The organism is Streptomyces sp. ADI95-17 (assembly GCF_003846175.1).
Classification (GTDB): domain Bacteria; phylum Actinomycetota; class Actinomycetes; order Streptomycetales; family Streptomycetaceae; genus Streptomyces; species Streptomyces sanglieri.
This window is the reverse complement of the sequence record NZ_ML123048.1, coordinates 178,355-204,167: the sequence shown is the minus strand read 5'-3', so window position 1 is coordinate 204,167 and position 25,813 is coordinate 178,355. Positions and strand designations below refer to the sequence as shown.

The 25,813-nt window shown below is 72.5% G+C and carries 22 protein-coding genes; 19 read left to right on the top strand and 3 right to left on the bottom strand.

The genetic code is table 11. From position 1 onward, the window contains the following. Positions 1-77 precede the first annotated feature (77 nt). Positions 78-1,193, top strand: coding sequence for a hypothetical protein (locus tag EES42_RS24005; RefSeq protein ID WP_124720330.1), 1,116 nt, complete (start codon positions 78-80; stop codon positions 1,191-1,193). Here EES42_RS24005 and EES42_RS24000 read toward each other — a convergent pair. Then, positions 1,180-2,121, bottom strand: coding sequence for an aminoglycoside phosphotransferase family protein (locus tag EES42_RS24000; protein ID WP_124720329.1), 942 nt, complete (start codon positions 2,119-2,121; stop codon positions 1,180-1,182). The two genes, EES42_RS24005 and EES42_RS24000, sit on opposite strands and share 14 nt — an antisense overlap. Positions 2,122-2,328: 207 nt before the next feature. Between EES42_RS24000 and EES42_RS23995 the strand changes: the two genes are divergently transcribed. Together EES42_RS23995 and EES42_RS23990 are read left to right on the top strand one after the other, a co-directional pair. Next, on the top strand, positions 2,329-2,838 hold the full coding sequence (locus tag EES42_RS23995; protein ID WP_124720328.1) for a mycothiol transferase: 510 nt from the start codon (positions 2,329-2,331) through the stop codon (positions 2,836-2,838). 146 nt (positions 2,839-2,984) lie between these two features. Next, positions 2,985-4,001, top strand: a complete 1,017-nt coding sequence (locus EES42_RS23990; protein ID WP_124720327.1) for an aminoglycoside phosphotransferase family protein — start codon at positions 2,985-2,987, stop codon at positions 3,999-4,001. Between the two features lie 451 nt (positions 4,002-4,452). Here EES42_RS23990 and EES42_RS23980 read toward each other — a convergent pair whose 3' ends face one another. Continuing rightward, positions 4,453-5,019, bottom strand: coding sequence for a DUF4291 domain-containing protein (locus EES42_RS23980; protein WP_124720325.1), 567 nt, complete (start codon positions 5,017-5,019; stop codon positions 4,453-4,455). Positions 5,020-5,374: 355 nt separating this feature from the next. Between EES42_RS23980 and EES42_RS23975 the strand changes: the two genes are divergently transcribed. The 14 genes from EES42_RS23975 (at position 5,375) to EES42_RS23910 (ending at position 21,871) form a co-directional block, all read left to right on the top strand. Further along, positions 5,375-6,985 (top strand): ABC transporter substrate-binding protein, encoded by a 1,611-nt coding sequence (locus tag EES42_RS23975; protein WP_124720324.1) that lies wholly within the window; start codon positions 5,375-5,377, stop codon positions 6,983-6,985. Further along, the gene (locus EES42_RS23970) at positions 6,985-7,971 is read left to right on the top strand and encodes an ABC transporter permease (protein ID WP_206433556.1); all 987 of its coding nucleotides are present in this window, start codon (positions 6,985-6,987) and stop codon (positions 7,969-7,971) included. Before EES42_RS23975 ends, EES42_RS23970 begins: the two co-directional genes overlap by 1 nt. 2 nt (positions 7,972-7,973) lie before the next feature. After that, positions 7,974-9,887, top strand: a complete 1,914-nt coding sequence (locus EES42_RS23965; protein WP_124720323.1) for a dipeptide/oligopeptide/nickel ABC transporter permease/ATP-binding protein — start codon at positions 7,974-7,976, stop codon at positions 9,885-9,887. Further along, positions 9,884-10,708 carry an ABC transporter ATP-binding protein gene (locus EES42_RS23960; RefSeq protein WP_124720322.1) on the top strand — a complete coding sequence of 275 codons (825 nt, stop codon included), beginning with the start codon at positions 9,884-9,886 and terminating at the stop codon, positions 10,706-10,708. The genes EES42_RS23965 and EES42_RS23960 overlap by 4 nt, the downstream gene beginning before the upstream one ends. Then, positions 10,705-12,621 (top strand): S9 family peptidase, encoded by a 1,917-nt coding sequence (locus EES42_RS46350; protein ID WP_241196561.1) that lies wholly within the window; start codon positions 10,705-10,707, stop codon positions 12,619-12,621. Before EES42_RS23960 ends, EES42_RS46350 begins: the two co-directional genes overlap by 4 nt. Before the next feature lie 23 nt (positions 12,622-12,644). After that, the gene (locus EES42_RS46345) at positions 12,645-14,015 is read left to right on the top strand and encodes a serine hydrolase domain-containing protein (RefSeq protein ID WP_241196560.1); all 1,371 of its coding nucleotides are present in this window, start codon (positions 12,645-12,647) and stop codon (positions 14,013-14,015) included. Between the two features lies 1 nt (position 14,016). Next, on the top strand, positions 14,017-15,162 hold the full coding sequence (locus EES42_RS23945) for a M20 family metallopeptidase (RefSeq protein WP_241196559.1): 1,146 nt from the start codon (positions 14,017-14,019) through the stop codon (positions 15,160-15,162). After that, positions 15,159-16,016: a GNAT family N-acetyltransferase gene (locus EES42_RS23940; RefSeq protein ID WP_124720319.1), complete on the top strand. Its 858-nt coding sequence runs from the start codon at positions 15,159-15,161 to the stop codon at positions 16,014-16,016. The genes EES42_RS23945 and EES42_RS23940 overlap by 4 nt, the downstream gene beginning before the upstream one ends. Continuing rightward, complete coding sequence (gene menC / locus EES42_RS23935; protein WP_124720318.1) at positions 16,013-17,119, top strand: o-succinylbenzoate synthase; 1,107 nt, start codon at positions 16,013-16,015, stop codon at positions 17,117-17,119. Before EES42_RS23940 ends, menC begins: the two co-directional genes overlap by 4 nt. A 118-nt stretch (positions 17,120-17,237) precedes the next feature. Then, positions 17,238-18,836: a PucR family transcriptional regulator gene (locus EES42_RS23930; RefSeq protein ID WP_124720317.1), complete on the top strand. Its 1,599-nt coding sequence runs from the start codon at positions 17,238-17,240 to the stop codon at positions 18,834-18,836. Positions 18,837-18,987: 151 nt separating this feature from the next. Continuing rightward, on the top strand, positions 18,988-19,434 hold the full coding sequence (locus EES42_RS23925; protein ID WP_124720316.1) for a nitroreductase family deazaflavin-dependent oxidoreductase: 447 nt from the start codon (positions 18,988-18,990) through the stop codon (positions 19,432-19,434). A gap of 138 nt (positions 19,435-19,572) precedes the next feature. Then, positions 19,573-20,250, top strand: a complete 678-nt coding sequence (locus EES42_RS23920; RefSeq protein WP_124720315.1) for an ABC transporter permease — start codon at positions 19,573-19,575, stop codon at positions 20,248-20,250. Beyond that, positions 20,247-20,924 carry an ABC transporter permease gene (locus EES42_RS23915; RefSeq protein ID WP_124720855.1) on the top strand — a complete coding sequence of 226 codons (678 nt, stop codon included), beginning with the start codon at positions 20,247-20,249 and terminating at the stop codon, positions 20,922-20,924. The genes EES42_RS23920 and EES42_RS23915 overlap by 4 nt, the downstream gene beginning before the upstream one ends. Beyond that, positions 20,921-21,871: an ABC transporter substrate-binding protein gene (locus EES42_RS23910; RefSeq protein ID WP_124720314.1), complete on the top strand. Its 951-nt coding sequence runs from the start codon at positions 20,921-20,923 to the stop codon at positions 21,869-21,871. Before EES42_RS23915 ends, EES42_RS23910 begins: the two co-directional genes overlap by 4 nt. Positions 21,872-21,887: 16 nt before the next feature. Here EES42_RS23910 and EES42_RS23905 read toward each other — a convergent pair whose 3' ends face one another. Continuing rightward, a complete protein-coding gene (locus EES42_RS23905) occupies positions 21,888-22,862 on the bottom strand; it encodes an acetylxylan esterase (RefSeq protein ID WP_124720313.1) in 975 nt (324 codons plus the stop codon). Between the two features lie 155 nt (positions 22,863-23,017). On the opposite strand from EES42_RS23905, the gene EES42_RS23900 reads away from it, so the two are divergent. Together EES42_RS23900 and EES42_RS23895 are read left to right on the top strand one after the other, a co-directional pair. Beyond that, the gene (locus EES42_RS23900; RefSeq protein ID WP_241196605.1) at positions 23,018-24,112 is read left to right on the top strand and encodes a LacI family DNA-binding transcriptional regulator; all 1,095 of its coding nucleotides are present in this window, start codon (positions 23,018-23,020) and stop codon (positions 24,110-24,112) included. A 38-nt stretch (positions 24,113-24,150) separates the two neighbouring features. Continuing rightward, complete coding sequence (locus EES42_RS23895) at positions 24,151-25,761, top strand: FAD-dependent oxidoreductase (protein WP_124720311.1); 1,611 nt, start codon at positions 24,151-24,153, stop codon at positions 25,759-25,761. The last annotated feature ends 52 nt before the right edge of the window (positions 25,762-25,813 follow it).

The window sequence follows — 25,813 nt, the reverse complement described above, 5'->3', positions numbered from 1 at the left end:
CGCATCCCCCTTGAGCCGGACGGCGACCCGGCCCGCATACGCTGGACCGGATGCGTCGTGACGGTGGAGGGGCGGGCATGCGAACGGTGTACTGCGGGGAACTGTTCGTCTCTTACGGGCAGTTCTATGTGGAGAGCAGGCCCGAGGAGGAAGAGAATCACATCGATCTGTCGGGGAGCTTCGCCGGGCAGGCCGGCGGGCTCTGCGGGGCCGCCGTGCCGGGCTGTCTGTTTCTGAACACGGGCCTGCACACCGGGGAGGTGGGGCTGACCGTCGAGGTGCACGACACCGCCCCTCCGCTCGACGACAGGTGGGAGGACATCGTGGAGGTCGCGTTCCGGCCCGCTTCCGGGTCCACGGTCGTCCTGCCCTGGGGCGACGGTCCGCTCGTGTCGCTGGATCTGCCCGTGACCGACCACCGGGTCCGGTACTGCGGACGCGACATGGACCGGGCCCGCGAGGAGGAGCTCGCGATTCTCTCCGGTGAGGCCGCAGCCGATCAGTACCTCCTGCAGTTCTGGCCGGCGGCGCCCCGCCCCGACGAGATCGTCAAGCGGACGGCGGACGCCGCGGAGTACTGGCACCAGTGGGCACGCGCCCTGCCACCGCCTCCGTCGCCGGAGGAGCGCGCCGAGGCCCAGCGCCTGCGGGCGGAGGAGCAGGCGCGGGCCGAGGAGGCCGAACAGAGGCGTCTCGAAGCCCTGGAGTGGGGCGGGCGGTTGCCCAGCCGGGCCCTTCGGGACGTCGGCGGCAATGTGGCGGGGCTGCGGGACCTGGACTGCGACCTCCCGCACGCGGTCGACGCGGCGGGACCGGCGGCCCAGCGGTCCATCGCCCGCTGGGCCGCCCACCGCGCGTACGCGGAAGCGGGTCTGAACAACGTCGACTGGATCGCGCCCGCGCTCGCAGCCATGGACCTCGGACACGAGTTGCCCGCGCAGTTCGACGAACTCCGGCACAGCTGGGACCGCTTCTTCGACGACCCCGCCATCCCGCACACCCTGGTGGACTCGATCGACGGAAGTCGGGGAGGGTTCCTGAAGCAGGCCATGGCGGTGCCCGCCCTGTTCGACGCGATGGAGCCGGTGCCGCTGCGTGCCGCGCTCGACGCGCTGTTCGCCGCGGCGGCCACGTACGGCAGCGACTACCCCCGCTTGTTCGACGAGGTGCGGCGCCGGTTCAGCCTGCCGTAGGCCGTGGCCGGGCCAACAGGGCGGTGGCGATGGCGACCTGGGCCGGCTCCAGAGCGGTCTTGCCGTCCTCGATGTCCCACAGGGCGTTCTGCAGGACGCGGCCCAGCGTCCAGCCGATCGCCCGCTGCCGGTCCAGGCCGAGCACCTCGGACAGCCGGTCGAAGCGGCGGAGCACCGCGCGGGGCACATCGCCGGTGGCCACGATCTCGTCCCAGCGGTTGTGCATCGCCGGCATCAGGTCGAACCCGGGGTCGCCGGCCAGGGGTTCCGGATCGATGGCCAGCCATGGCTCCCGCTCTCCGGCGAGGACGTTGTCGTAGTGCAGGTCCCAGTGCAGCAGACGGTCACCGGGTTCGCCGATGAGTTCGGCGACCGCGGACGCGCACGTACGCACCAGTCGCCGTTCGGCCGGGTCGCGCAGCCGCGGCACGCTGCCGGGCACCTCGTCGAGCATGGCCGCCGCGATGTCGGCCAGCCGTCGGAAGCCCGGCGGCGCGGGCACAGCGACCAGGCGTGCCAGCAACTCGGCGAGAATCTGTACGGCGGCCGTCTCGTCGGCCACCGCCGACAACGGACGTGCGGCGTCCAGCCGTTCCAGCAGCATGGTGCCGGTGTCCGGGTCGTGGTCGAGCAGATGCACCACGCCGTCGCCGTTCCACACCCGCAGACCCGGCACGGCGTCGATGTTCTCCTCGGTGGCCTCCTGGAGCTTCAGCACGGCGGGTGTACCGTCCGCGCGAATCACCGGCAGCACCAGCGAGGCCATGCCGTGTGCCGAGGGGCCGTCCGGCCGCAGGCTCCACCGGTCCAGGAAGTCCCTGGCCAGCCCGGGCAGTGCGGCGATCCAGGCGCGGGCGGACGCACCGCCGTTGGCGCTGTAGGACGCGGCGAACGCGTCGGGGACGTCGATGGGGTGGGAAGCACTCATATGTCTCTCCTTCGTAGGATCCGCAAACGGTCGGGTACGAGGGAGGTCACGGTGGTGCCCGGCTGCCGGGCAGGCGTCAAAGCATGCCGCCACCTTATGCGAACGCCGAAGCGGTGCGGGAGGCCGCCGTCCGCGACCGAGGTGGGTTGTGGTGCGCGGCGCGTGTCGATGGCGGGGGAGAGCGGCGGCAGCGGGGATGGTGAGGGCATGAAAAGCGCTGACCTTTTGACCGACGCGTTCACCCGCGTCCGGGAGACGGTGCACTCGGCGGTCGAGGGCCTTTCACGCGCCGACCTCCACGCCCGTCTCGACGACGGGGCGAACTCCATCGGCTGGCTCGTCTGGCATCTGACCCGCATCCAGGACGACCACGTCTCGGACGCGTCCGGTGTCGAGCAGGTCTGGTTCTCCGAGGGCTGGGCCGCCCGCTTCGATCTGCCCTTCCCGAAGGACGCCACCGGCTACGGACACAGCAGCGCGGATGTCGCGGCCGTGCGGGTGGGCTCGGCGGAACTGCTGCTCGGCTACCACGACGCGGTCCACGAGCGGACCCTCTCCTTCGTGCGTGGGCTCGACAACAAGGCGCTCGACCGCATCGTCGACGAGGCGTGGTCGCCGCCAGTCACCCTCGGGGTCCGGCTGATCAGCGTCATCTCGGACGATCTGCAGCACGCGGGCCAGGCCGCCTTCGTCCGGGGAGCGCTGGAGCGCCGGTAGACCGGGCCGTCGGGCAGCGGCCGGGGCCGGGGTGACCCGGGCCCCGGCCCCATGCGAGGCGCAGAGCGGAGAGTACGGTCCGGGGCCCCGCACCCTCACCGGAAAACCGGATGAAGGCCGCCCCCACACGGTGATGGGATGGCGCGATGCGAAGCGACGCACCGGTCTCCGTGGACCGAGGGCAGTACCCGGACGCGGTGACGCCCTGGGAACAGCGTGCCTGGCGGGAGGACGCCCTCGCCTGGGCCGAGCGCGGGCTCGCCGCGCACGGGCTGAGACCGACCGGGCCACGCAAGGTGAGACTCCGGCCGTGGTCCGTGCTGGTGCGGCTGTCCGTGGCGGGCGGCGACACCGTGTGGTTCAAGGCCAACTCGCCCGCCGGCGCCTTCGAGGCGGGGCTGACCGAGGCACTGGCCCGTTGGGTGCCCGGACACGTGCTCCGGCCGCTCGCCGTCGACGCGGGCCGGGGCTGGTCGCTGCTGCCGGACGGCGGCACACTCTTCCGTGACGCGCTCGACTCGGTGGCCCCGGCCGCGATCGATCCGCGCGCCTGGGAGGAGCCGCTGCGGCAGTACGCCGGAGTGCAACGCGCACTTGTTCCGTACGCCGAGGAGATCGAGCGGCTCGGAGTGCCCGGCGCGCGCACGGCCGCGCTCCCGGAGACTTTCGACCGGCTCGTCGGGACGAACACCGCACTGGGGCCCGCCGACCGCAGGGCCCTGGGCGAGTTGCGGCCCCGGTTCGTGGGGTGGTGCGAGGAGCTGGCGGGCGTGGGTGTCGCCGACACGCTCGACCACTCCGATCTGCACGACGGCCAGCTCTTCGCACCCGAGCCGGGCCGCTACACGTTCTTCGACTGGGGGGACGCGGCCGTCGCGCATCCCTTCGGCAGCTTTCTCGTCCCCGCCCTCGCGGCCCGAGACCGCTTCGGGCCCGAGGCGCTGCCCCGGCTGCGGGACGCCTACCTGGAACAGTGGACGGGCGACGGCCGCACGACGGCCGAACTGCGGCGTGCGCTGAGCCTGGCCTGGCGACTCGGGGCGATCGGCCGGGCCTGCTCCTGGGGGCGGCTCTTCCCCGGCGTGTCCAGTGCTGTCGGTGGGACCGGCGATGCGCAGACCGCACGCTGGCTGCTGAAGCTCTTCACCGAGCCACCCCTGTAGGGGCGGAGTCGAGGCGGTGTGTCCGGCCGGGCGACCGGTGATTGCGCTGCCCCGATGCACCGTACGACGCCCCCTCGACCGGTCGACATCACCCAGGAGTTCCCGGAGCTCGTGCCGCTGGCACGCACGGCGGTGAGGCTGCACCCGCGCCCCGGGGGGCCGGCCGCCGGGGACAGCTCCGTCGGTGGGCCGTTGTTGTGGCCGCGCGACGAACCGTGGCCGACCTGCCCCGAGCACGCGGGTCCGTGGTACCTCGGGTTCACACTCGACGAGGTGCGGGAAGGCCGCCGTGTGCGGCCCGTCGAGGACGAAGCCGCCTGCGCGGCACCGGGCGTGGTCCGTCCGCAGCCGCAGGAGCCCACCCGGATCACCATCGGCCCGGCTGCACCATGCAGATCCACACCTGCGAGCGGTCCTCCGGGCGCACCCCGCTCCAGGTGATGCAGCAGCTCTACGAATCGATGCCGAGGCGCTTCGCGACGGCCGGCGGCACCGGGCAGATCCGCTCGGGCGGGAGCAGCCGTTGGGCCTGTGCGCTCCGGCCGCCCTGCCGGAGCGCCGCGATCTTCTGGACCGTGGGCGTGACATCGGTGATGTCGACGACCCACTCCTCGGCGAACGTGCGGATCAGACCGCGCCCGATCCCGACCTGGATGCTGTAGTGGTTGAGCGCGGCTCCCCGCAGCGAGCGTTCGGGATCCCACTGCACGTGCACCGGAGCCTGGGCGACGACTGACGGATCGGCCGTCGTCAGCACCGCCTGCGAGAGCGCCTCCTCCCATCCGGCCCGGGTGATCCGGACCGCGAGAATCCGTTCCTGGCCGGACTTCTGCGCCCAGTTGCTGCGGTGCATGAGCCAGAGGAACGACGGCTTGATCCAGGTCATCCGGTTGAACGAGAACGGCGCGACGAACCGCTTCGCCCGCAGGGCCGGGCCGGCGATCGCCGGTGAGTACGCCTGGTAGACGACGATCGTGCGGGCGTCGTGGTCGGCCCGAATCCGGTGCTGGGGGGTCATACGGCACAGGGTGCCAGGTGCCGGACCCCACCACGATCGACTTTCCGCGCCCCGGGACTGCGCAGCCGCCGGACCAATCGCCGGACCAATCGCCGGACCAATCGCCGGACCAATCGCCGGACCAATCGCCGGACCAATCGCCGGACCAACCGCCGGACCAACCGCCGGACCAGCCGCCGGACCCCTGTCCGGGGCGCCGACGGAACCTCTCCGTCCTTGTGCCCGGGCGTACGTCTTCGGTGCCGCGCACCATCGGGGAGCCGGTTTTTTGTGCGGCGCCACCAATCGGCGGCGGTCCGCCGCTGCCTACTGTTCCCTCACTCGGCGGCGGAGTGCCGCTCCCTCGGAGGTGACCATGGCCAGCACCGCAGGCACGGAGACCAGCAGCAGAACGGCCCGCAGGACCCGGACGGCGGCCGCGGTGGTCACGGTGCTCGGCCTCGTCGGCACCGCGGCCGCGTGCGGCGGCGACACGTCCGCCGGTGGCGGTGACGGGTCCACAGTGGTGGTCGCCGTCGCCGGTGACCCCGGCAGCCTCAGCCCCACCACGGCACTGGTCAGCACCGCACTGGCGATGAACTCCTTCGCGTACGACACGCTCGTGCACATCGACGCCGACGGCTCGCTGGTACCGGGAGTGGCGGAGAAGTGGTCCGCCACGACCACCTCGGCGAAGTTCACCATCCGCTCCGGTGTCACCTGCGAGGACGGCTCGTCACTGACCGCCGAGGACGTGGCAGCCGAGTACAACCACATCGCCGATCCGAAGAACCAGTCGCCGATGCTCGGCATCTCGGTCCCCGTCACCGCCGTGGCGAAGGCCGACAAGGCGACCCGGACGGTCACCGTCACCACCACGAAGCCCGCGCCGTTCATCGTGCAGATGTCCCGGCTGCTGCCGCTGCTCTGCAAGAACAGCCTGGCGAAGCCGGCCGCGCTGGCCAGGGCCACCAACGCGAGCGGCCCCTACCGGCTGACCGAAGCGGTTCCGGGCGACCACTACACGTATGTCAAGCGGGACAAGTACAGCTGGGGGCCCCGCGGATCCACCGGTGCGGGCATGCCCGGCAAGGTGGTGGTCAAGGTGGTCGCCAACGAGTCGACCGCGGCCAATCTCCTGATGGCCGGTCAGATCAATGTCGCCCTCATCAACGGCGCCGACCAGGACCGGCTGGACGCGGCCGAGGTGAAGTACCGCAGCTCCACGGCGCTGTTCGGACAGTTCCTGTTCAACCAGGCCGCCGGCCGTCCGACCGCCGATCCCGCGGTGCGCAAGGCCCTGGTCTCCGTACTGGACCTGAAGCAGCTGGGGAGCGTCGCCACCGGCGGGAAAGGCAAGCCGGCCACCGGCATCGGAGAGATCGCCCCCACCCCCTGCACCGGCGACACGGTGACGGGCAACCTCCCCGCCCACGACACCGCGCAGGCCGCCGCCGCACTTACCGCGGCCGGCTGGAAGAAGAGCGGCGGCACCTGGACCAAGGACGGCAAGCCGCTCGCCGTCGGGCTCAGCTACGCGACCAACCAGGGGCCCCAGGTCGGCTCGGCGGTCGAACTCGCCGTCCAGCAGTGGACGTCCTTCGGTGTGAAGGCGACGGCGAAGCCCACCGGCTCCGGCAGCATCATCAGCACGCTCGGCGGCGGCGACTGGGACATCGCCTGGGCGCCCATCGGAGTCACCCTCCCCGACCAGCTCACCCAGTTCTACGACGGACCGCCACCGCCGAAGGGCAACAACTTCGGCTCCGTCGTCAACCCCGACTACCACCGGCTCATCGCCCAGGCCGCCGCCAAGCCCGGCGCCTCCGGCTGCCCCCTGTGGGAAGCGGCCGACGCCGCCCTGGTCAAGCACGTCGACATCGCGCCGATCGTCAGCAAGGCGAACCGGTACTACGGAAAGGGCGTCACCTTCGAGGTGGACGGCAGCGGCATCGTGCCGAGCACCCTGCGCCGGAGCGCCGGCTGATGGCGACGATCACCATGAACTCCCTGGGGGCGAGGGCCCGCAATCCCTGGGTCGGATTCGTCCTGCGCCGCCTCTGGCGGCTGCTGGTGTCGCTCGCGGCACTGGTCACGGCCGCGTTCGCGATGATCCACCTGATTCCGGGCGATCCGGTCCGGGCGGCTCTCGGCACCACCGCCGACCCGGCCATGGTCGCGGCCCGCCGGGAGTCGCTGGGCCTGGACCAGTCGCTGCTGAAGCAGTACGCCGACTTCGTCGGCAATCTCCTCCAGGGCAGGCTCGGGGAGTCGATCGGGGCCCAGATGCCGGTGTCCGAGATCATCTCGGGCCGGCTCCCGGCCACTCTGCAGATCGCCGTCCCGGCGTTCGTACTGATCCTGCTGATCGCCGTACCCGTCGGCATGACAGCCGCGGTGCTGACCAAGGACGGCCGCAGGCGGCGCGGTGAACTCTCCTTCACCGGGGTCACCGGATTCCTGGGCGCGGTGCCCGAATTCCTGCTGGCGGTGGGCCTGATCGCGGCGTTCGCGGTGGCCTGGCCGCTCTTCCCGGTCGCCTCCCGGGGCGGTGTGGACTCCTACGTACTGCCGGTGCTGGCCCTGACCGTCGTACCGGCGGCATCGCTCTCGCGCATCGTCCGGGTGGAGACGCTGCGGGTGCTCGGCGAGGACTACATGAGGACCGCGCGGGCGAAACGGCTTCCGGCCCGGCTGCGCTACCTGCGGCACGCGCTGCCCAATCTGCTGACCTCCTCGCTCACCCTGGGCGGCCTGCTCTTCAGCTCGCTGCTCGCCGGCACCGTGCTGGTCGAGAACGTCTTCGCCTGGCCCGGCCTCGGCACCACGATCGTCCAGGCGATCACCGAGAAGGACTATCCGCTGGTCCAGGGCGTGGTGCTGGTCTACGGGGCGGCCGCACTGCTGATCACCTTCGTCGTCGACGTGGCCGTGGCCGTCGCCGACCCCCAGTCCACCGTCCGCGGGAGTTGACGATGCCTCATCACGACCATGACAGCTCACTGCGGCACCGGCTCGGGCGCACCATCCGGACGCCCATCGGCGTCACCGCGCTCACCGCCTGCCTGCTGGTCGCGCTGGTCGCCGTACTCGGCCCCGTGCTGCTCGGCGACCGCGCCGCGCAGGTCGACACCGACGCGATCAACCAGGGCAGCAGCGCCGCCCATCTGCTGGGCACGGACCAGCTCGGCCGGGACATCGCCGCCCGGGTCGTGGTGGCCACCCGGCTGACCCTGCGGCTCACCCTGATGGCCGCCGTGATCGGAGTCGGCGGCGGGCTGCTGCTGGGCGTCGCCCCGGCGGTCGTGGGCCGGCGCCTCGGGCGGCTGATCACCGCGACCGTGGGTGTGCTGGTGGCTTTTCCGGGGCTGCTGTTCCTGCTCTTCCTCGCCACGATCTTCGGGGTGGGCAGCACCGGCGCGGTGTTCGCCGTGGGGCTGGCCATGGTCCCGCCCATGGCGCGGCTGGTGCAGAACCTGACGGCGTCGATCGCGGGTTCCGACTACGTCGCGGCCGCCCGGATCCTCGGCGTGGGCCGGTTCCGGATGGTGGTACGTCATCTGCTGCCCAACATCGCCGAACCGTCGGTGCTGTTCGCCACCCAGGCGACGGGCGGCATCCTGGTCGCCTTCTCCGGCCTCTCCTTCCTCGGACTCGGCGTACAGCCACCGCAGTACGACTGGGGGCGGCTGCTCAACGAACAGCTGAACCGCATCTTCGTGAACCCGGCGGCCGCCCTGGCGCCCGGCGCGGCCGTCGTCCTGACGGGGCTGATGTTCGGGCTGGTCGGCGAGGTGCTCGCACAGGCCGGTGGCCGACGGGCGCCACAGGCACCGGAGACGACGCCGCAGGAGGAGCTGGGGACACCCCCCGAACCGGCCGTCGAGCACGACGGCGGGGCTCTGGTCCGGGCCCGCGACCTGCGGGTGACGTTCCCCGGCGGGCGGCAGGCGGTACGCGGGATCTCGCTGGACATCGGCGCGGGCGAGGCCGTCGGCCTGGTCGGCGAATCGGGATCCGGCAAGAGCCTGAGCGCGCTGGCGCTGGCGGACCTGGTGCCGCACCCGGGCCGGGTCTCGGCCGCAGCCCTCGGCTTCGACGGGCACGACCTGCGCGCGGACCCACGGCTCGGCACCGAACTCGCCATGGTCTTCCAGGACCCGATGGCCTCGCTGAACCCCGCCCTGCGGGTGGGACGGCAGCTCGCCGAGGTGGCCGAGGTGCACCTGGGAGCGAGCCGCGCCGAGGCCACGGCACGCGCCGTCGACCGGCTGGACGCAGTCCGCATCGCCACGCCCGGACGCCGTGCCCGGCAGCGGCCGCACGAGTACTCCGGCGGGATGCGGCAGCGCGCCGTCATCGCGATGGGACTGATGGGGAAGCCGAAACTGATCATCGCCGACGAGCCCACCACGGCGCTCGACGTGGCGGTGCAGCGAGAGGTGCTAGACCTGCTCGCCGAGGTGCGCGAGGAATCCGGCGCCGCGCTGCTGCTGATCTCCCACGACCTCGCCGTCGTCGCCCAGGTCTGCGAACGGGTCCTGGTGATGTACGCGGGCCTGGTCGTCGAGAACCTCCCGGTGACCGAACTCCTCGGCGGCGCCGCCCACCCGTACACCCGGGCACTGGTCGGGGCGGTCCCGACCATGACCACGGACCGCGGTACGGAACTGGCCACCATCCCCGGCCGGCCGCCGGAGCCGGGGGAGACCGGCGCGGGGTGCCCATTCGCGGCGCGCTGCGAACGGGTCCGGGAACGCTGCCACGAAGACACCCCCGAACTGACGGCCCTCGGGCCGGGACGGCAGGTCGCCTGCTGGTACCCGGTCGGGACGGCGGCGGGCCGACCCGTCGCGGCCACGGCACACACGGCAAAGGCCACGTCATGAGCTCACTCGAACTGCGCGGGATCACGGTCCGCTACGGCCGCTTCACCGCCGTGGACAACGTCGACCTGCTGGTGCCGGAAGGCACGGTCACCGGGCTGGTCGGCGGCTCCGGGTCCGGGAAATCGACCCTCGGCAAGGCCGTCGTCGGCCTGGCGCCGAAGCAGTCGGGGCAGGTACTGATCGACGGGAGCGAGGCTCCCCGCCTGCGCGGGCGCAGCCCCGTACAACTGGTGTTCCAGAACCCGTACGCCTCGCTCGACCCCCGCATGACCGTCGGCGCGTCCGTGGCCGAGGCACTGTCCGGCGGAAGCGGAAGCGTTAACGGTAACGGAAGCGGAAGCGGCACGGGGAGCGGAGCGCGGAGCGGACGGCGGGCCCCGGCCCGTGAACGCCGTCCCGCACGCGACGCCGAGGTGGCGCGCTACCTTGAGCTCGTCGGCATGGACCCCGCACGGGCCGCCCTCACCCCGGACGCGCTCTCCGGCGGCCAGCGCCAACGGGTCGCCCTGGCCAGGGCCCTGGCCGCCCGGCCCGCCGTGCTGATCGCGGACGAGATCACCTCGGCCCTCGACGTGTCGGTCCAGGGCGCGGTGCTCAACCTGCTCCGCCGGCTCCAGCGCGAACTCGGCTTCGCGATGCTCTTCATCTCCCACAACCTCGCGGTCGTCCGCTACCTATGCGACCAGGTCGCCGTCCTGGACGGCGGGCACCTGGTCGAATGCGGCCCCACCGACCGGGTGCTGGACCACCCGGAGCACCCGACGACCCGCAACCTCATCTCCTGCGTACCCGACCTTGCCCTCGCCGAGGAGGCGTCATGACCCGACCGCTCAAGATCGAAGACCTGTACCGGTTCGAGATTCCCGCCGACCCCGCGCTGTCTCCCGACGGCGAACGCGTCGCCTACACCCTGGCCACACAGGACGCCGGGAACGACCGGGTGATCCGCTCCATCTGGGAGGTACGCGCCGGGGGCGGCCCGGCCCGGCGCCTCACCCACGGCCCGGCGGACACCGCGCCACGCTGGTCCCCGGACGGGGCGCGACTGGCCTTCCTGCGCGCCGGCCGGCTCCATCTGCTGTCCGCCGACGGGGGAGAGGCCGTACCGGTCACCACCCCCGACCGGTGCCCGGCCGGGGCGGGCGTCCCGGTCTGGAGCCCGGACGGGACGCGCATCGCCTTCGCCGCCCCCGAGACCCGGCGCGCGGACAGCGCCCCGGTGGTCATCGACGCCCTCGGCTGGAAGGCGGACGGGGCGGGCCTGATCGGCTCGGTCCGCACGCAGTTGTTCGTGGTGGACGTGGAATCGGGCGAGGTCGTACAGCTCACCCGGGAAGACCGGCACGTCGGCTCCCCGAGCTGGTCGCCCGACGGCACCCGGCTCGCCTACCCCGCGCAGACCGGCCCGGACTCGGCGGCGTTCGGCCCCTCGGCCGCCCACGTCGTGGAGGTCGGGACGGAGGCGCCCGAGCCCCGCCGGATCGGACCCGCCGACGGTCTCGCCGGCCCGGTGAGCTGGTACCCCGACGGATCCGCGCTGCTCGTCGTCGGCCGCACCACGTTCGGCGTCGGCCACTCGGAGCTGCTGCGGCAACCGCTGGACGGCTCCGCCCCGGCCCCGGTGAGCGCGGCCCTGGACCGCAACGTCCTGCCCGGCGGGCCCGGCTACCCGGGCGCGCTGCCGCAGTTCCACGGCGACGACATCGTGTTCTGCGCCCGCGACCGGGGAGCCACCCGCCTGTACCGGGTGGACGCGGCCGGGATCAGCGCCTCCCCGCTGCCCGCCGGCACCGGGGTCAGCGGCTGCTCGGTCGCCCCGAAGGCCGGACGGGCGGCGGTCGTGGTCTCCGACGCGGCACGCTTCGCCGAGGTCGTGCTGCTCGACCTCGACGACTGGACGTCCGGGCAGCAGCCCGCGCGGCTCACCGACCACATGGCCCGGTCGCTTCCGGAGATCGCCCTCCACCCGGTCACCGAACGCGAGTTCGGCATCGCGGACGGCACGGTCGTGCACGGCATGATCACCCGCGCCGCGGACACACCCCCGGGCGGCCCGCTGCTGGTGGACGTGCACGGCGGCCCGCACAACGCCTGGGCCCCGCACTCCGACCCGGCCCACCTCTACCACCAGGAACTGGCCACACAGGGCTGGACGATCCTCACACTGAACGTCCGTGCCAGCGACGGCTACGGCGAGGCTTTCTACACGGGCGCGGTGGGCGCCTGGGGCGAGACGGACGAACAGGACGTCCTGCAGTCCGTCGCCGCCCTCGTCGCCGAAGGGCTCGTCGACCCCGACCGGATCGCGCTCACCGGCTACAGCTACGGCGGCTACCTGACCTGCTGGCTCTCCGCCCGCACCGACCTCTTCGCCGCCGTCGTCCCGGGCGGTGTCCTGGTCGATCTGAAGAGCATGGCCGGCACCTCCGAAGAAGGACACCTGATCGCCGAGCACGAGATCGGCGACCCGGCCCGGCTGACCGAACTCTCACCGCTCAGCCACGCCGACGCGGTACGCGCACCCACCCTGATCCTGCACGGCGGCGCAGACGACACCTGCCCGGTCGGCCAGGCCGAACAGTGGTTCCACGCCCTGCGCACCAGGGACGTACCGGCCCGGCTGGTCGTCTACCCCGGCAGCTCGCACCTCTTCCTCCTCGACGGCCGGCCCTCGCACCGGGAGGACTACTCCCGCAGGCTGATCGAATGGGTCACCACGCACACCAACCGCTGAACGAAACGGAATCGGAGCACGACATGACCGACACCACCGAGCTGTCAGCCCGCTGGACCACCCGCCTCACCGAACTCGCCGCCCGTCACTCCGTGCCCGGCGCCTCGCTCGGCATCCTGCACCGCGGCGAACTGGTCGCCGAGACCGCCGTCGGCCTGGCCAACACGGAGGCCGGGATCGGGGCGACCACCGACACCCTCTTCCAGATCGGCTCGATCTCCAAGGTCTGGACCACCACCGTGGCCATGGCCCTGGTCGACGAGGGTGTCCTCGAACTGGACGCCCCCATCGCCTCCGTACTCCCCGAACTGCGGCTCGCCACCGACGAGTTGAACGAGGGGCTGACGCTCCGGCACCTCCTGACCCACACCAGCGGCATCGACGGCGATCTCTTCACCGACACCGGCCGGGGCGACGACTGCCTGGAGAAGTACGTCGCGCTGCTGGGCGACACCACCCCCAACCACCCGCTCGGCGCCACCATGTCGTACTGCAACGCGGGCTTCACCCTGCTCGGCCGAGTGCTGGAGGTCGTCACCGGCGTCCAGTGGGACGAGCTGATGCGCGAACGCCTGTACCGGCCGCTCGGCCTGACGCACACCGCGACCCTGCCGGAAGAGGTGCTGCGCTTCCGCGCCGCCATCGGACACCTGGGGAGCCCGCCCGCGCAGGCCCCGATGTGGGGGCTGATGCGCTCCGCCGGACCGGCCGGGCTGATCTGCTCCACGCCGCGCGAGGTGCTGGAGTTCGCCCGGCTGCACCTCGACAACGGCGTCACCGCCGACGGCACCAAGATCCTCTCGGCCGAGGGCGTCGCCGCCATGCAGACCCCGCAGGTCGAGCTCCCCGACCCGCACGTCCTGGGCAACGCCTGGGGGCTCGGCTGGTTCCTCGACACCTGGGACGGACACCGGGTGTACGGACACGACGGCGGCACCATCGGACAGAACGCCTACCTGCGGGTGCTGCCCGAGGCCGAGCTGGCGATCTGCCTGCTCACCAACGGCGGCGACACCTCCAGCCTCTACCGGGACCTGTACGCCGAGATCGTCCGGGAGCTGGCCGGGGTGACGATGCGCACCACCATCGAGCCCGCCGCGGAACCGGTGGCGGTGGACCCCGCCGACTACGTCGGCGTGTACCAGCGGCTCTCCAGCCGGGTGGAGATCGTGGAACGGGACGGCGCTCTGGTGATGCTGGACCGGATCACCGGACCGCTGGCCGAACTGGCCCCCGACACGGAGAAGGAGTACGAGATGCACCCCGTCGAGCCCGGGCTGTTCGTCGTGCAGCGGCCCGGATTCGAGCTCTGGGTCCCGGTCGTCTTCTACACACTCGCCGACGGCACCCCGTACATCCACCACGGTGGCCGAGCCACGCCCAAGGTGGGCTGACGTGACCGCGATCGTCACCGCCCTCCAGGCAGGGCTGCCGGCCCTGCTGGCCGACATCGAGGAGCTGGTCCGCGCCGAGTCGCCCAGCGACGACCTGGCCGCGGTCACCGACTGCGCCCGCGTCGTCGCCGGCCTCGGCACCCGGCTGACGGGTGCGGCACCCGAGTGGATCGACGGCTCGGGGCGGCCCGGCCTGCGCTGGCGCTTCGGCTCCGGCGACCGGGTGCTGCTGCTCGGCCACTTCGACACGGTGTGGCCGGTGGGCTCCCTGGCCGGCCACCCCTTCGAGGTGGCCGGCGGGCGGCTCACCGGACCCGGTTGCTTCGACATGAAGGCCGGTGTGGTGCAGCTGTTCCACGCCCTGTCGGTCCTCGACGACCTGGACGGCGTCTCGGTCCTGCTCACCGGGGACGAGGAGATCGGCGCCCCGACCTCACGCACCCTGATCGAGGACGAGGCCCGGCGGACCGGCGCCGTGCTCGTCCTGGAGGCGAGCGAGGGCGGCGCGCTGAAGACCGCGCGCAAGGGCATGTCCGGCTACGAGCTGACCATCGCCGGACGCGCCGCCCACGCCGGTCTGGAACCCCACCGGGGCGTCAACACCACCACCGAACTCGCCCACCAGGTCCTCGCGTTGTCCGCCCTCGCCGATCCCGCGGCCGGCACCACGGTCACCCCGACCGTGGCCTCATCCGGCACCACCCGCAACACGGTGCCCGACACGGCCCGGCTGCTGGTCGACGTACGCGTGGCGACGGCCGCCGAACAGGACCGGGTCGACCGCGCCGTGCACGGCCTCCCCCCGGTGGTCGAAGGCGCCTCGCTCACCTTCTCCGGAGGCCCGAACCGGCCGCCGCTGCCGGCCATCGCGTCGGCCGAGCTGTTCGAACTGGCCCGCGGCCACTACGCGGAGCTCGGCTTCGGCCCGCTGCGCGGCGTGGCCGTCGGCGGCGCCTCCGACGGCAACCTCACCGCCGGCGTGGGCACCCCCACGCTCGACGGCCTGGGGGCCGTGGGCGGCGGGGCACACGCCGACGACGAACACGTCGTCGTCGCCGAACTGCCCCGCCGCACGGCACTCGTCGCCGCCCTGGTGGCCTCGCTGCGCAGCGGACCGCCGGCCGTCCCCGGCCGGGTGGAACCATGAGCGGTACGCCGACGGCCGCCGCGACGGCCGCAGCGGAGCTGACCGCACAGCGTGCGGGCGTCACCCTCAGGGAGCTGCACGGGCTGGACGAGATGCACGAGGCCTGCCGGGTGCTGGACCGCATCTGGCGGCCCGATCCCGGAAACCCGCTGATCACCCCGGAGTTGCTGCGGGTCTTCGCGCACTCCGGCAGCTACGTCGTCGGTGTCGACCGGGGCGGCCGGATGGTCGGCTTCTGCCTGGGCTTCCTCGCCAGCGCCGGACTGCACTCGCACATCGCCGGGGTGGACGACAGCGTCCGGGGCCGCAACGTCGGCTTCGCGGTCAAGCAGCATCAGAGGGCCTGGGCACTGGCCCGCGACATCACCACCGTCACCTGGACCTTCGACCCGCTGATCAGCCGCAACGCCTACTTCAACCTCACCAAACTGGGCGCGGAACCGAGCGAGTACCTGGCCGACTTCTACGGCGCCATGCAGGACGAGGTCAACGCCGGGAGCGAGACCGACCGGCTGCTGGTCCGCTGGGAACTGACCGGCGAGCACGCCGCCGGATCCGCCGCGGGCATCCCCCGCACCGTCACCGCCGACGTCGCGGGCCCCCGCACGGTGGTCGCCCTGGACGCCAAACCCGACGGCCGCCCGGCCGTCGGGCGCCGGGACGGCGACACCGTCCTGGTCCGGATCCCCGCCGAGGCGGAGGAACTGCGCCGGACCGACCCGCCCCTGGCCCGCGAATGGCGCCACGCGCTGCGCGAGGTACTCGGCGGCCTGATGGCCGAGGGGCACACCGTCACCGGATTCACCCGGGACGGCTGGTACGTGATCGACAGACGTCAGGAGAGTCAGGCATGAAGCTCACAGGTGTGGAACTGCGCCGGATCGCGATGCCGCTGGTCGCACCGTTCCGGACCTCGTTCGCCACGATGAACACCCGGGAGATCCTGCTGGTCAGGGTCGAGACCGAGGACCACGAGGGCTACGGCGAATGCGTCACCATGGCCGATCCGCTGTACTCCTCGGAGTACACCGCGGCCGCGGCGGACGTGCTGCGCAGCTATCTCGTACCCACGCTCGCCGCCCTGCCGGCGCTCGACCCGTGGGCGGTCGCCCCGGCACTGGCCGCGTTCAAGGGCCACCGGATGGCCAAGGCCGCACTGGAGACGGCGGTCCTCGACGCCTGGCTGCGCGCCCATGACCTGTCGATGGGCCAGTGGCTGGGGGCGACGGCCGAGCGGGTGCCGGCCGGGGTGTCCGTGGGCATCATGGACTCGATCCCCGCACTGCTCGACACCGTCGACGGCTATCTCTGCGAGGGCTATCTCCGGATCAAGCTGAAGATCGAACCCGGCTGGGACGTGGCACCCGTGCGCGCGGTCCGGGAACGCTTCGGTGACGACGTACAGCTCCAGGTGGACGCCAACACCGCGTACACCCTCGCCGACGCCGCGCAGCTGGCCCGGCTCGACCCGTACGGGCTGCTGCTCATCGAACAGCCCCTGGACGAGGAGGATATCCGGGGCCACGCGGAACTCGCCCGCCGGGTGCGCACCCCGATCTGCCTGGACGAGTCCGTCGTGTCCGCCCGCTCGGCGGCCGACGCCATCGCGATGGGCGCCTGCTCGGTGGTCAACATCAAGCCGGGACGGGTCGGCGGCTATCTGGAGGCCCGGCGGATCCACGACGTGTGCGCCGCCAACGGCGTCCCCGTCTGGTGCGGCGGAATGCTGGAGACCGGGCTCGGCCGCGCCGCCAACGTCGCCCTCGCCGCACTCCCCGGCTTCACCCTGCCCGGCGACACCTCCGCCTCCGACCGGTACTACCGGACCGACATCACCGAGCCGTTCACCCTGCGCGACGGCCATCTCGACGTGCCCACCGGACCCGGCATCGGAATCTCCCCGGTCCCCGGGAAGCTGGCCGAGGTGACCGAGTCGACGGAATGGATCGGCCGGTGACCCGCGGACTCCCGGACCCGCCCACCATGCCCGGCCTGCGCGAACCCCGGGCCGGCCGGGAGTCCGGAGCGGCGGCCGTCCCCGTCGCGGACGATCTCCGGTCAACTACCTTGTGAAGATGACGGAGCAGCCACGGGCCGTGCTCGGCCGGATCCTCAACGATCTCGGATCGACGTTGATCGAAGTGCTGGCCGGGGAGGCGGACCCGGCCCGCACCGTCACCGGGGTGCTGATCCAGGACCCCCTGGACGAACCGGCGCGGCTGCCCGGCGCGGTGGTGCTCGGCGTCGGTGTGTACGGCGCCGGGCCGGTGGCCGCCCTGGTCGACCGGGCGGCCAAGCTGGGCGCGGCGGCCGTGGTGGTCCGGTCCCCGGTCCCGGTGTACGGATCGGTGTCCGAGGCGGCCGCCCGCACCGGCGTGACCGTGCTCGGCCTGACGCCCGGAGCGTCCTGGGCCCAGGTGGCCGCGCTGCTGCGGTCGTTGCTCGCCGTCGACGAACTGGGCACGGTGGGCGGCCCCGACGAGGCCGACGGCGCCGAACCCCTCGCCGGTGATCTGTTCGCCCTGGCCAACGCGACGGCCGGACTGCTGGACGGCCCGGTCACCGTGGAGGACCGCGGCGGCCGGGTGCTGGCCTTCTCCAGCAGGCAGGACGAGGCCGACGAGGACAGGATCGCGACCGTTCTCGACCGCCAGGTGCCCGCCGAGAAACTCCGCGCCCTGGAGGAACGCGGCGCCTTCCAGGCCCTCTACCGGAAGGAGGAACCCGTCTTTGTCGACGGCATCTCGGACAAGCCCCGGGTCGCGATCGCCGTCCGCGCCGGCGGCGAGATCCTCGGCTCGATCTGGGTCGTGGTCGACGCACCGCTGAGCGCGGACCGCACCCAGGCGCTCCAGGAGGCGGCGAAGGTGGCCGCCCTGCACCTGCTGCGCCGCCGCACCGGCGAGGACGCCGAACGCCGGCTGCGCGCGGACCTGCTCGCCACCGTCCTGGAGGGCGGCACGCACGCCCCGCAGGCCGCCGTCCGGCTCGGCCTGTCCGCGCAGCCCGCCTGCGTACTGGCGCTCTCGGTGACCGGCGAGCAGTACGCGCCGGACCGGGTGGCCGCCGGCCACCGGGTCGCCGAGGCCCTCACCCTGCACCTGGCCGCGATCCACCCCCGCACCGCCGCCGCGGCGATCGGCGGGGTCACCTACGCGGTCCTGCCCACCGGTTCGGACGAGCAGGGGCTGCGGGTGGCCGAGGCGTTCCTCGGCCGGATCGGCGCCCGGGTGCCCGCCGTCATCGGCGTCGGCCGGCTCGCCGCCCGCCCGGTGGAGCTGCGCCGCTCGCGCACCGACGCGGACCGTGCGCTGCGGGTCCTCGGCTCCGGCCGCACCCAGCGCAGGGCCGCACGGCTGTCGGACGTCTACGCCGCCTCGCTGCTGGAGGAGCTGACGGACCGGATGGCCGCCGAGGACGATCTGCCGGACGGCCCGGTCATACGGCTGCGCGCCTACGACGCCGAACACAACACGGCCCTCACGGACACCCTGGACGCCTGGCTGAGCACCTTCGGCGATGTGCCTGCCGCCGCTGCCGCCGTACACATCCACCCCAACACCTTCCGCTACCGGCTCAAGCGGCTGGCCGTGGTCGCGGGCATAGATCTCGGCGACCCGGAGGCGAGATTCGAAGCGATGCTGCAACTGCGGCTGAGACCACCGCACTCCTGACGCGGGTCACTACTCCTGACGCGGGTCACTCCGTCGCCGTGGCACTCGGACCGATCCGGGCGCCGGACGGACGGAATGGTGCGAGAGTTTCCCGGAGCAGTGGGACACACCGAAGCCCGTGTGTCCGGAAGCCGACGATGGGACAGATGACATGCCTCTGCAGGGAGAGTACGAGCCGAGCCCCACACAGTGGGTCCGCGACCAGGTCGAGCTGTTCGAGAGCTCCGGCGGCACCGAGGGAACCGAGATGCGGGGCATGCCCGTCATCATCCTCACCACCCGCGGGGCCAAGAGCGGCAAGATCCGCAAGACCCCGCTGATGAGGGTCGAGCACGACGGCAAGTACGCGGTGGTCGCCTCGCAGGGCGGTGCCCCCAAGCACCCCGTCTGGTACCACAACATCGTGGCCGACCCCCGGGTGGAACTCCAGGACGGGCCCCTGCGCCAGGACATGAACGCCCGCGAGGCCACCGGCGAGGAGAAGGACCTGTGGTGGGCGCGCGCCGTCGAGGCGTTCCCCGACTACGCCGACTACCAGCTGAAGACCGACCGGCAGATCCCGGTCTTCGTCCTCGAACCGGCGGCCGGGCAGCACTGACGTCCGTCGGGGGAGGCGCGGGCCCACCGGCCCGTGCCCCCGCATCCTTCCGGGGCCGGCCCGTTCCCGGAAGCGGTGCGGCCCCGGACGGCCGATCAGGACGTGCGCCCGCACCGCACCGCGCGCTCCAATGGACGGGTGACCGCGCCCCCGGACGACTGCCTGGCGCGCAACGAGTGGCTCTGCGGGGCCTATCTCTCCAGCCGTCGTGAGATCCTCTGGGACGCCGTTGTGCAGCACCTTCAGCTCACCCTGGCCTCCGTGCTCATCGGGCTGGTCATCGCCGTTCCGCTCGCCCTCGTGGCACGGCACCGGCGCTGGGCGGCGGGCCCCGTGCTCGGCCTGACGACCATCCTCTACACCGTGCCGTCGCTCGCCATGTTCTCGCTGCTGCTGCCGGTGTACGGACTCTCCGCCTCGCTCGTCGTCACCGGGCTCGTGCTCTACTCGCTCACCCTCCTGGTACGGAACATCCTCGCCGGACTGCGTGCCGTGCCCGAGGAGACCCGGCAGGCCGCACGCGGCATGGGATACGGGCCGCTGCGGCTGCTGCTCGCCGTGGAGCTGCCCCTCGCGCTGCCCGCGGCCATGGCCGGACTGCGGATCGCCACCGTCTCCGCCGTCTCCCTGGTCACGGTCGGCGCGATCGTCGGCTACGGCGGACTCGGCAACCTCATCTACTCCGGGATGAACACCTACTTCAAGGCCCAGGTGCTCACCGCCTCCGTCCTCTGCGTCGTCATCGCCGTCGCCGCCGACCTGCTGCTCCTGCTCGCGCAACGAGTGCTGACCCCATGGACCCGGAGGCAGCCGTGAAGACCCTCGCCGACGCCTGGTCCTGGCTCACCACCGCCGCGAACTGGTCCGGTGACGGCGGCATCTGGAACCGGCTGGGCCAGCACCTCTTCCTCACCGTCGTCTGCCTGCTCATCAGCTGCCTGATCGCACTGCCCGTCGCCCTGGTCCTCGGCCATCTCGGCAAGGGCGGCGCACTCGCCGTGAACATCTCCAACATCGGCCGGGCCGTGCCCACCTTCGCCGTGCTGGTGCTGCTCCTGCTCACCCCGATCGGCGGGCACGGCGAATGGCCGACCATCATCGCCCTGGTCCTCTTCGCCGTACCGCCGCTGCTCACCAACGCCTACGTCGGCATGCGGGAGGTCGACCGCGACATCGTGCGCGCCGCCAGAGGAATGGGCATGACGGGCAGACAGCTGATGCTGGGTGTCGAGGTGCCGCTCGCCCTCCCGCTGATCCTCACCGGCGTACGGATCGCCGCCGTGCAGCTCGTCGCGACCGCGACCCTCGCGGCACTGGCCGGCGGCGGGGGACTCGGCCGCATCATCACGGCCGGGTTCAACCTCGCCTCCACCTCGCAGGTGGTCGCCGGGGCGGTCCTCGTCGCGGTCTTCGCGCTGATCGTCGAAGGGCTCTTCGAAGCGGGCCGACTGCTCGTCCCGGACAGACTCCGCGGCGGGGGATCCGGATGAGGCGACGAACCGCCGTCCCGATCCTGCTGGCGCTGCTCCCGGTGGCCGGCTGCACCACCGGCCCCTCCCTGGAGAACCAGGGCGAGGTCACCGCACCGCCGGGCGACAGCAGACATCTCACCATCGGCTCCGCGGGCTTCACCGAGAGCGATCTGCTCGCCCAGATGTACGCGCTGCTGCTGAACCGGGCCGGCTACTCCACGAAGATCATCTCCGTCACCAACCGGGAGATCTACGAACCGGCGCTGGAGAGCGGCCAGATCGACGTCGTGCCGGAGTACGCCGCCACCTTCGCCGACTGGCTGAACGCCAAGAAGAACGGCGCCGACGCCACCCCCGTGGGCTCGCCCGACCTCGCCGCCACCATGAAGGCGTTGCGGGCCCTCGCCGCGCCCCGCGGCCTCACCGTGCTCGACCCCGGGCGCGCCGTCGACCAGAACGCCTTCGCGGTCACCGCCCGCTACGCGGCCGAGCACCATCTCAGGACCCTCGGCGACCTGGGCAGATCCGGGCTGCCGGTAAGGCTGGCCGCCGGCGACGAATGCGTACAGCGCCCCTACTGCGCACCCGGGCTGAAGAAGACGTACGGCATCCGCATCACCGCCGTGGACCCCAAGGGTGTCGGCACCACGCAGGCCAAACAGGGCGTGCAGAACGGTCAGGACCAGCTGGTCCTGACCACCACGACCGACGCCACGCTCGACAGCTTCGGCCTCGTCCTGCTCGCCGACGACAGGCATCTGCAGAACGCCGACTACCTCGTCCCCGTCGTCAACCGGTCCCGGGCGGGCAGCGAAGGCGTCCGTACGGCGCTGGGCCGGCTCAACACCGTACTGACCACCGCCGACCTGGCCCGGCTCAACGAGCAGGTGGACAGCTGGCGGCGGCTGCCCGAGGACGTGGCACGCAACTACCTGGAGTCCAGGCACCTCGTCCCGCGCGGCTGACCGCCGCCGCCCCCGGTCAGGCCCGCAGCCTGCCCGGGAGCCAGCCCAGCTGCACGGCCTGCTGGAACGGCCCGCCGCCCTCGTGATCGTTGAAGTCGTACACCTCGATGGTCTTGTCCTGGTGGGCGTACGCGTTGAAGGCGGCGAAGACGGTCGAGGGCGGGCAGGTCATGTCCTCCAGGGCGGTCGAGAACAGGGCCGGAGCGCGCCCGCGCGCGGCGAAGTGCACCCCGTCGAAGTACGACAGGGTGGCCCGCGCGCGCCCGGCCCGGCCGCGGTGCGTCTTGAGGTAGTTGCCCACCTCGCGGTAGGGGGTGCGGTCGGTGACGGTGAGGGCGCGGGGGAAGTCGCACAGGAACGGGACGTCCGGCGCGATCGCCACGAGATCGGGTATCAGCCCGCCGACGGCGAGCGTGATGCCGCCGCCCTGGCTCTCCCCGACGGCCGCGGTGCGCGCCGCGTCGGCCAGCGGGTGCGAGCGCGCCGCCTCCACCGCCCGCACCGCGTCGGTGAACACCCGCCGGTAGTAGTACGACTCCGGGTCCTCGATGCCGCGGGTCATGAAACCGGGATACGCGGGGGCGCTGCCCACCGGGTCGGGGGTGTCGCCGACGAGCCAGCCGCTGCCCTGGCCCCGGGTGTCCATCACGAAGTGGGCGAAACCGGCCGAGGCCCAGAGCAGATGGGTGTGCGCCAGGCCCCGCCCGCCGCCGTAGCCGATGAACTCGACGACCACCGGCAGCGGCTCCGTGGTGCCCGCCGGGACGACGAACCAGCCCTTGACCGGATGACCGCCGAAGCCCGCGAACGTCACGTCGTACACGTCCACGGTGGACAGCCCGGTGCCGGTGCGCGGCTCGAAACGGGCGGCGAGGTCGTGGGACCGGGCCTCGTCGAGTGTCTTCGTCCAGAACGCGTCGAAGTCCTCCGGCTCGACCGAACCGCTGCGGTAGTCGCGCAGCCGGTCGAGCGGCAGATCGAACAGGGACATGGGGGACCGCCTTCTCCGCGGGGATGGTTGATCACACCGTACGGGGGTGCGCAGTGAAGAATTTGGGCCCGGCCTCTTGACCGGTGCCCGACGGACCCTCACAGTACTCGTTAATGCGCATTAGTAATACGCATTAATCGATGTGAGGAGCCATGGTGGAGGAACCCAGGAAGCGGGCCAGGCCCGGCCGTTCACCCGCACCGGCGGGCCGTACGGCCCGCCCGCGCCAGGCGGAGGTCGCGCGGCTCGCCGGGGTCTCACAGGCCACGGTCTCGCTGGTGCTCGCGGACAAGAGACAGGGGCCCGCGATCTCGGAGGAGACCCGGCGCAAGGTCCTGGAGGCGGCCCGCAGCCTCGGATACGTCCCCGACCCGGCGGCCCGCAGGCTCGCCGCGGCGCGCAACAACCTGCTGGGCGTGTTCAGCTTCACCGCGACCTTCCCCACCGATGTGCAGCACTCGTACTACCCCTTCCTGGTGGGCGTGGAGCGCGAGGCCGCGGAGCGCGGCTACGACCTGGTGCTGTTCACGGGGTCGAGCACCGGCGGCGCGGGGGCCGCCGGACCCGACGCGCTGAGCCGGGTCCGCCTCGCCGACGGCTGCCTGTTCCTCGGCCGTCACGCACCCGTCGAGGAACTGGGCCGACTGGTCGCCGACGGCTTTCCGGTGGTCCACCTCGGCCGCCGGGACGAGCCGGCGGGCCTGCACTGGGTCGGCGCCGACTACGTGAGCGCCGCCCGTGAGGTCGTCGGTCACCTCGCCTGCCTCGGACACCGCCGCATGGTGCTGATCCGCGAGGACGACGAGGCACCCGCCTCCACCGACCGTGAACGCGGATTCGCCGAGGGGCTGGAGGCCGTCGGTGACGGGAGCGTCTTCCGTTCCGCGGACCCGGAGCGAGATCTCACCCCCGAGCGGCTGCGGAGCTGGCTCGCCGACGGCGTCACCGCGTTCGTCGCCGAGGAGACCGACACCGGCGCCGCCTGGCGCGCCCTGCGCCGCGCCGCCGCCGACGCCGGGATCGAGTGCCCGCGCGACGCCTCGCTGGCACTGCTCGGCAGCCCGCCCGCCGACCTCGCGGACGGACCCGAACCCACCGGTTTCGACATTCCCCGCACCCGGCTCGGCGCGGCCGCCGTGCGCATGCTCGCCGCGCTGGTCGCGGGGGAGGAGGCCACCGAACCCCTGGTCGCCTGCACCTTCCGGCCCGGCGCCACCTCGGGCCCGCCGCCCGCCACCGAAGACCACTGACCGACCGCACCACCCGTACGTACAGCTCAAGGAGACCCGTGATACCCGAACCGGACATCCTCGTCGTGGGCGCCGGACTCGGCGGCGTCGCCGCCGCGCTCGCCGCCTGCCGCGCCGGACGCACCGTCGTCCTCACCGAGGAGACCGACTGGATCGGCGGCCAGCTCACCTCCCAGGCCGTCCCCCCGGACGAGCACCCGTGGGTCGAGCAGTTCGGCACCACCGCCTCGTACCGCAGGCTGCGCGAAGGCATCCGCGCGTACTACCGCCAGTGGTACCCGATGCGTTCCGAGGCCCTCGCCCTCACCGACCTCAACCCGGGCGCCGGACGCGTCAGCAAGCTCTGCCACGAGCCGCGCGTCGCGCTCACCGTGCTGGAGGCGATGCTCGCACCGCACCGCGCGGCGGGCCGTCTCACCCTGCTCACCGAGCACCGGGCCGTGGCCGCCGAGGCGGACAACGATGTCATCCGGGCGGTCACCCTGGAGAACCTGCGCACCGGTGACCGCGAGACCGTCACCGCCCGCTACGTCATCGACGCCACCGAGACCGGTGAACTCCTCGAACTCGGCGGCGTCGAGTACGCCATCGGCGCCGAGGCGCGCGGCGAGTTCGACGAACCGCACGCCCCCGAAGAGGCCCAGCCGCTCAACCAGCAGGGCATCACCGTGTGTTTCGCGCTCTCCCACCACGAGGGCGAGAACCACACCGTCGACCGCCCCGCCGACTACGACTTCTGGCGCTCCTACCGCCCCGACTTCTGGCCCGGCCCGCTCCTCGGCTTCCAGGCACCCGACCCCCGCACGCTGGAATCCGTGCCGCGCTCCTTCGTCCCCAACCCGGACATCCACCCGCTCGCCGTCAGCGCCGACCAGAGCGCCGACGCGGGCGACAAGGAACTGTGGGGCTTCCGCCGCATCCTCGCCCGGGGCATGCACCGCCCCGGCGCCTTCGGCTCCGACATCACGCTCGTCAACTGGCCGCTCAACGACTACTGGCTCAAGCCCCTGATCGGAGCCGGTGAAGAGGTGTCCGCCCAAGCGGTCGCCGAGGCACGGCAGTTGTCCCTCTCGCTGCTGTACTGGCTCCAGACCGAGGCCCCCCGCCAGGACGGCGGCACCGGATTCCCCGGTCTGCGGATCCGCCCCGACATCACCGGCACCGAGGACGGCCTCGCCAAGGCCCCGTACGTACGCGAGTCCCGCCGCATCAAGGCCGTCACCACCGTCACCGAGCACGATGTCTCGATCGACATCGTCGGCCCGCACGGCGGAACACGGCACCGGGACTCGGTCGGCGTCGGCAGCTACCGCATCGATCTGCACCCCTCCACCGGAGGTGACAACTACATCGACATCGGCTCGGTCCCGTTCGAGATCCCGCTCGGTGCCCTCGTACCGCGCCGCGTCCGCAATCTGCTGCCGGCCGGCAAGAACATCGGCACCACCCACATCACCAACGGCTGCTACCGGCTCCACCCGGTGGAGTGGAACATCGGCGAGGTCGCCGGTGCCCTGGCCGCCCACTGCCTGACCGAGGGCGTCGAACCGCGGCAGGTCCAGTCCGAGGACAAGCGGTACGAGGCGTTCGCGCGGCTCCTGGACCGCGACGGGGTCCAGCGCCACTGGCCCGACGTGCGCGGCTACTGACCAAAGGCGCCGCAACCGTGAATCGCCGGGTGGGACAGCTCCACCTGTCCCA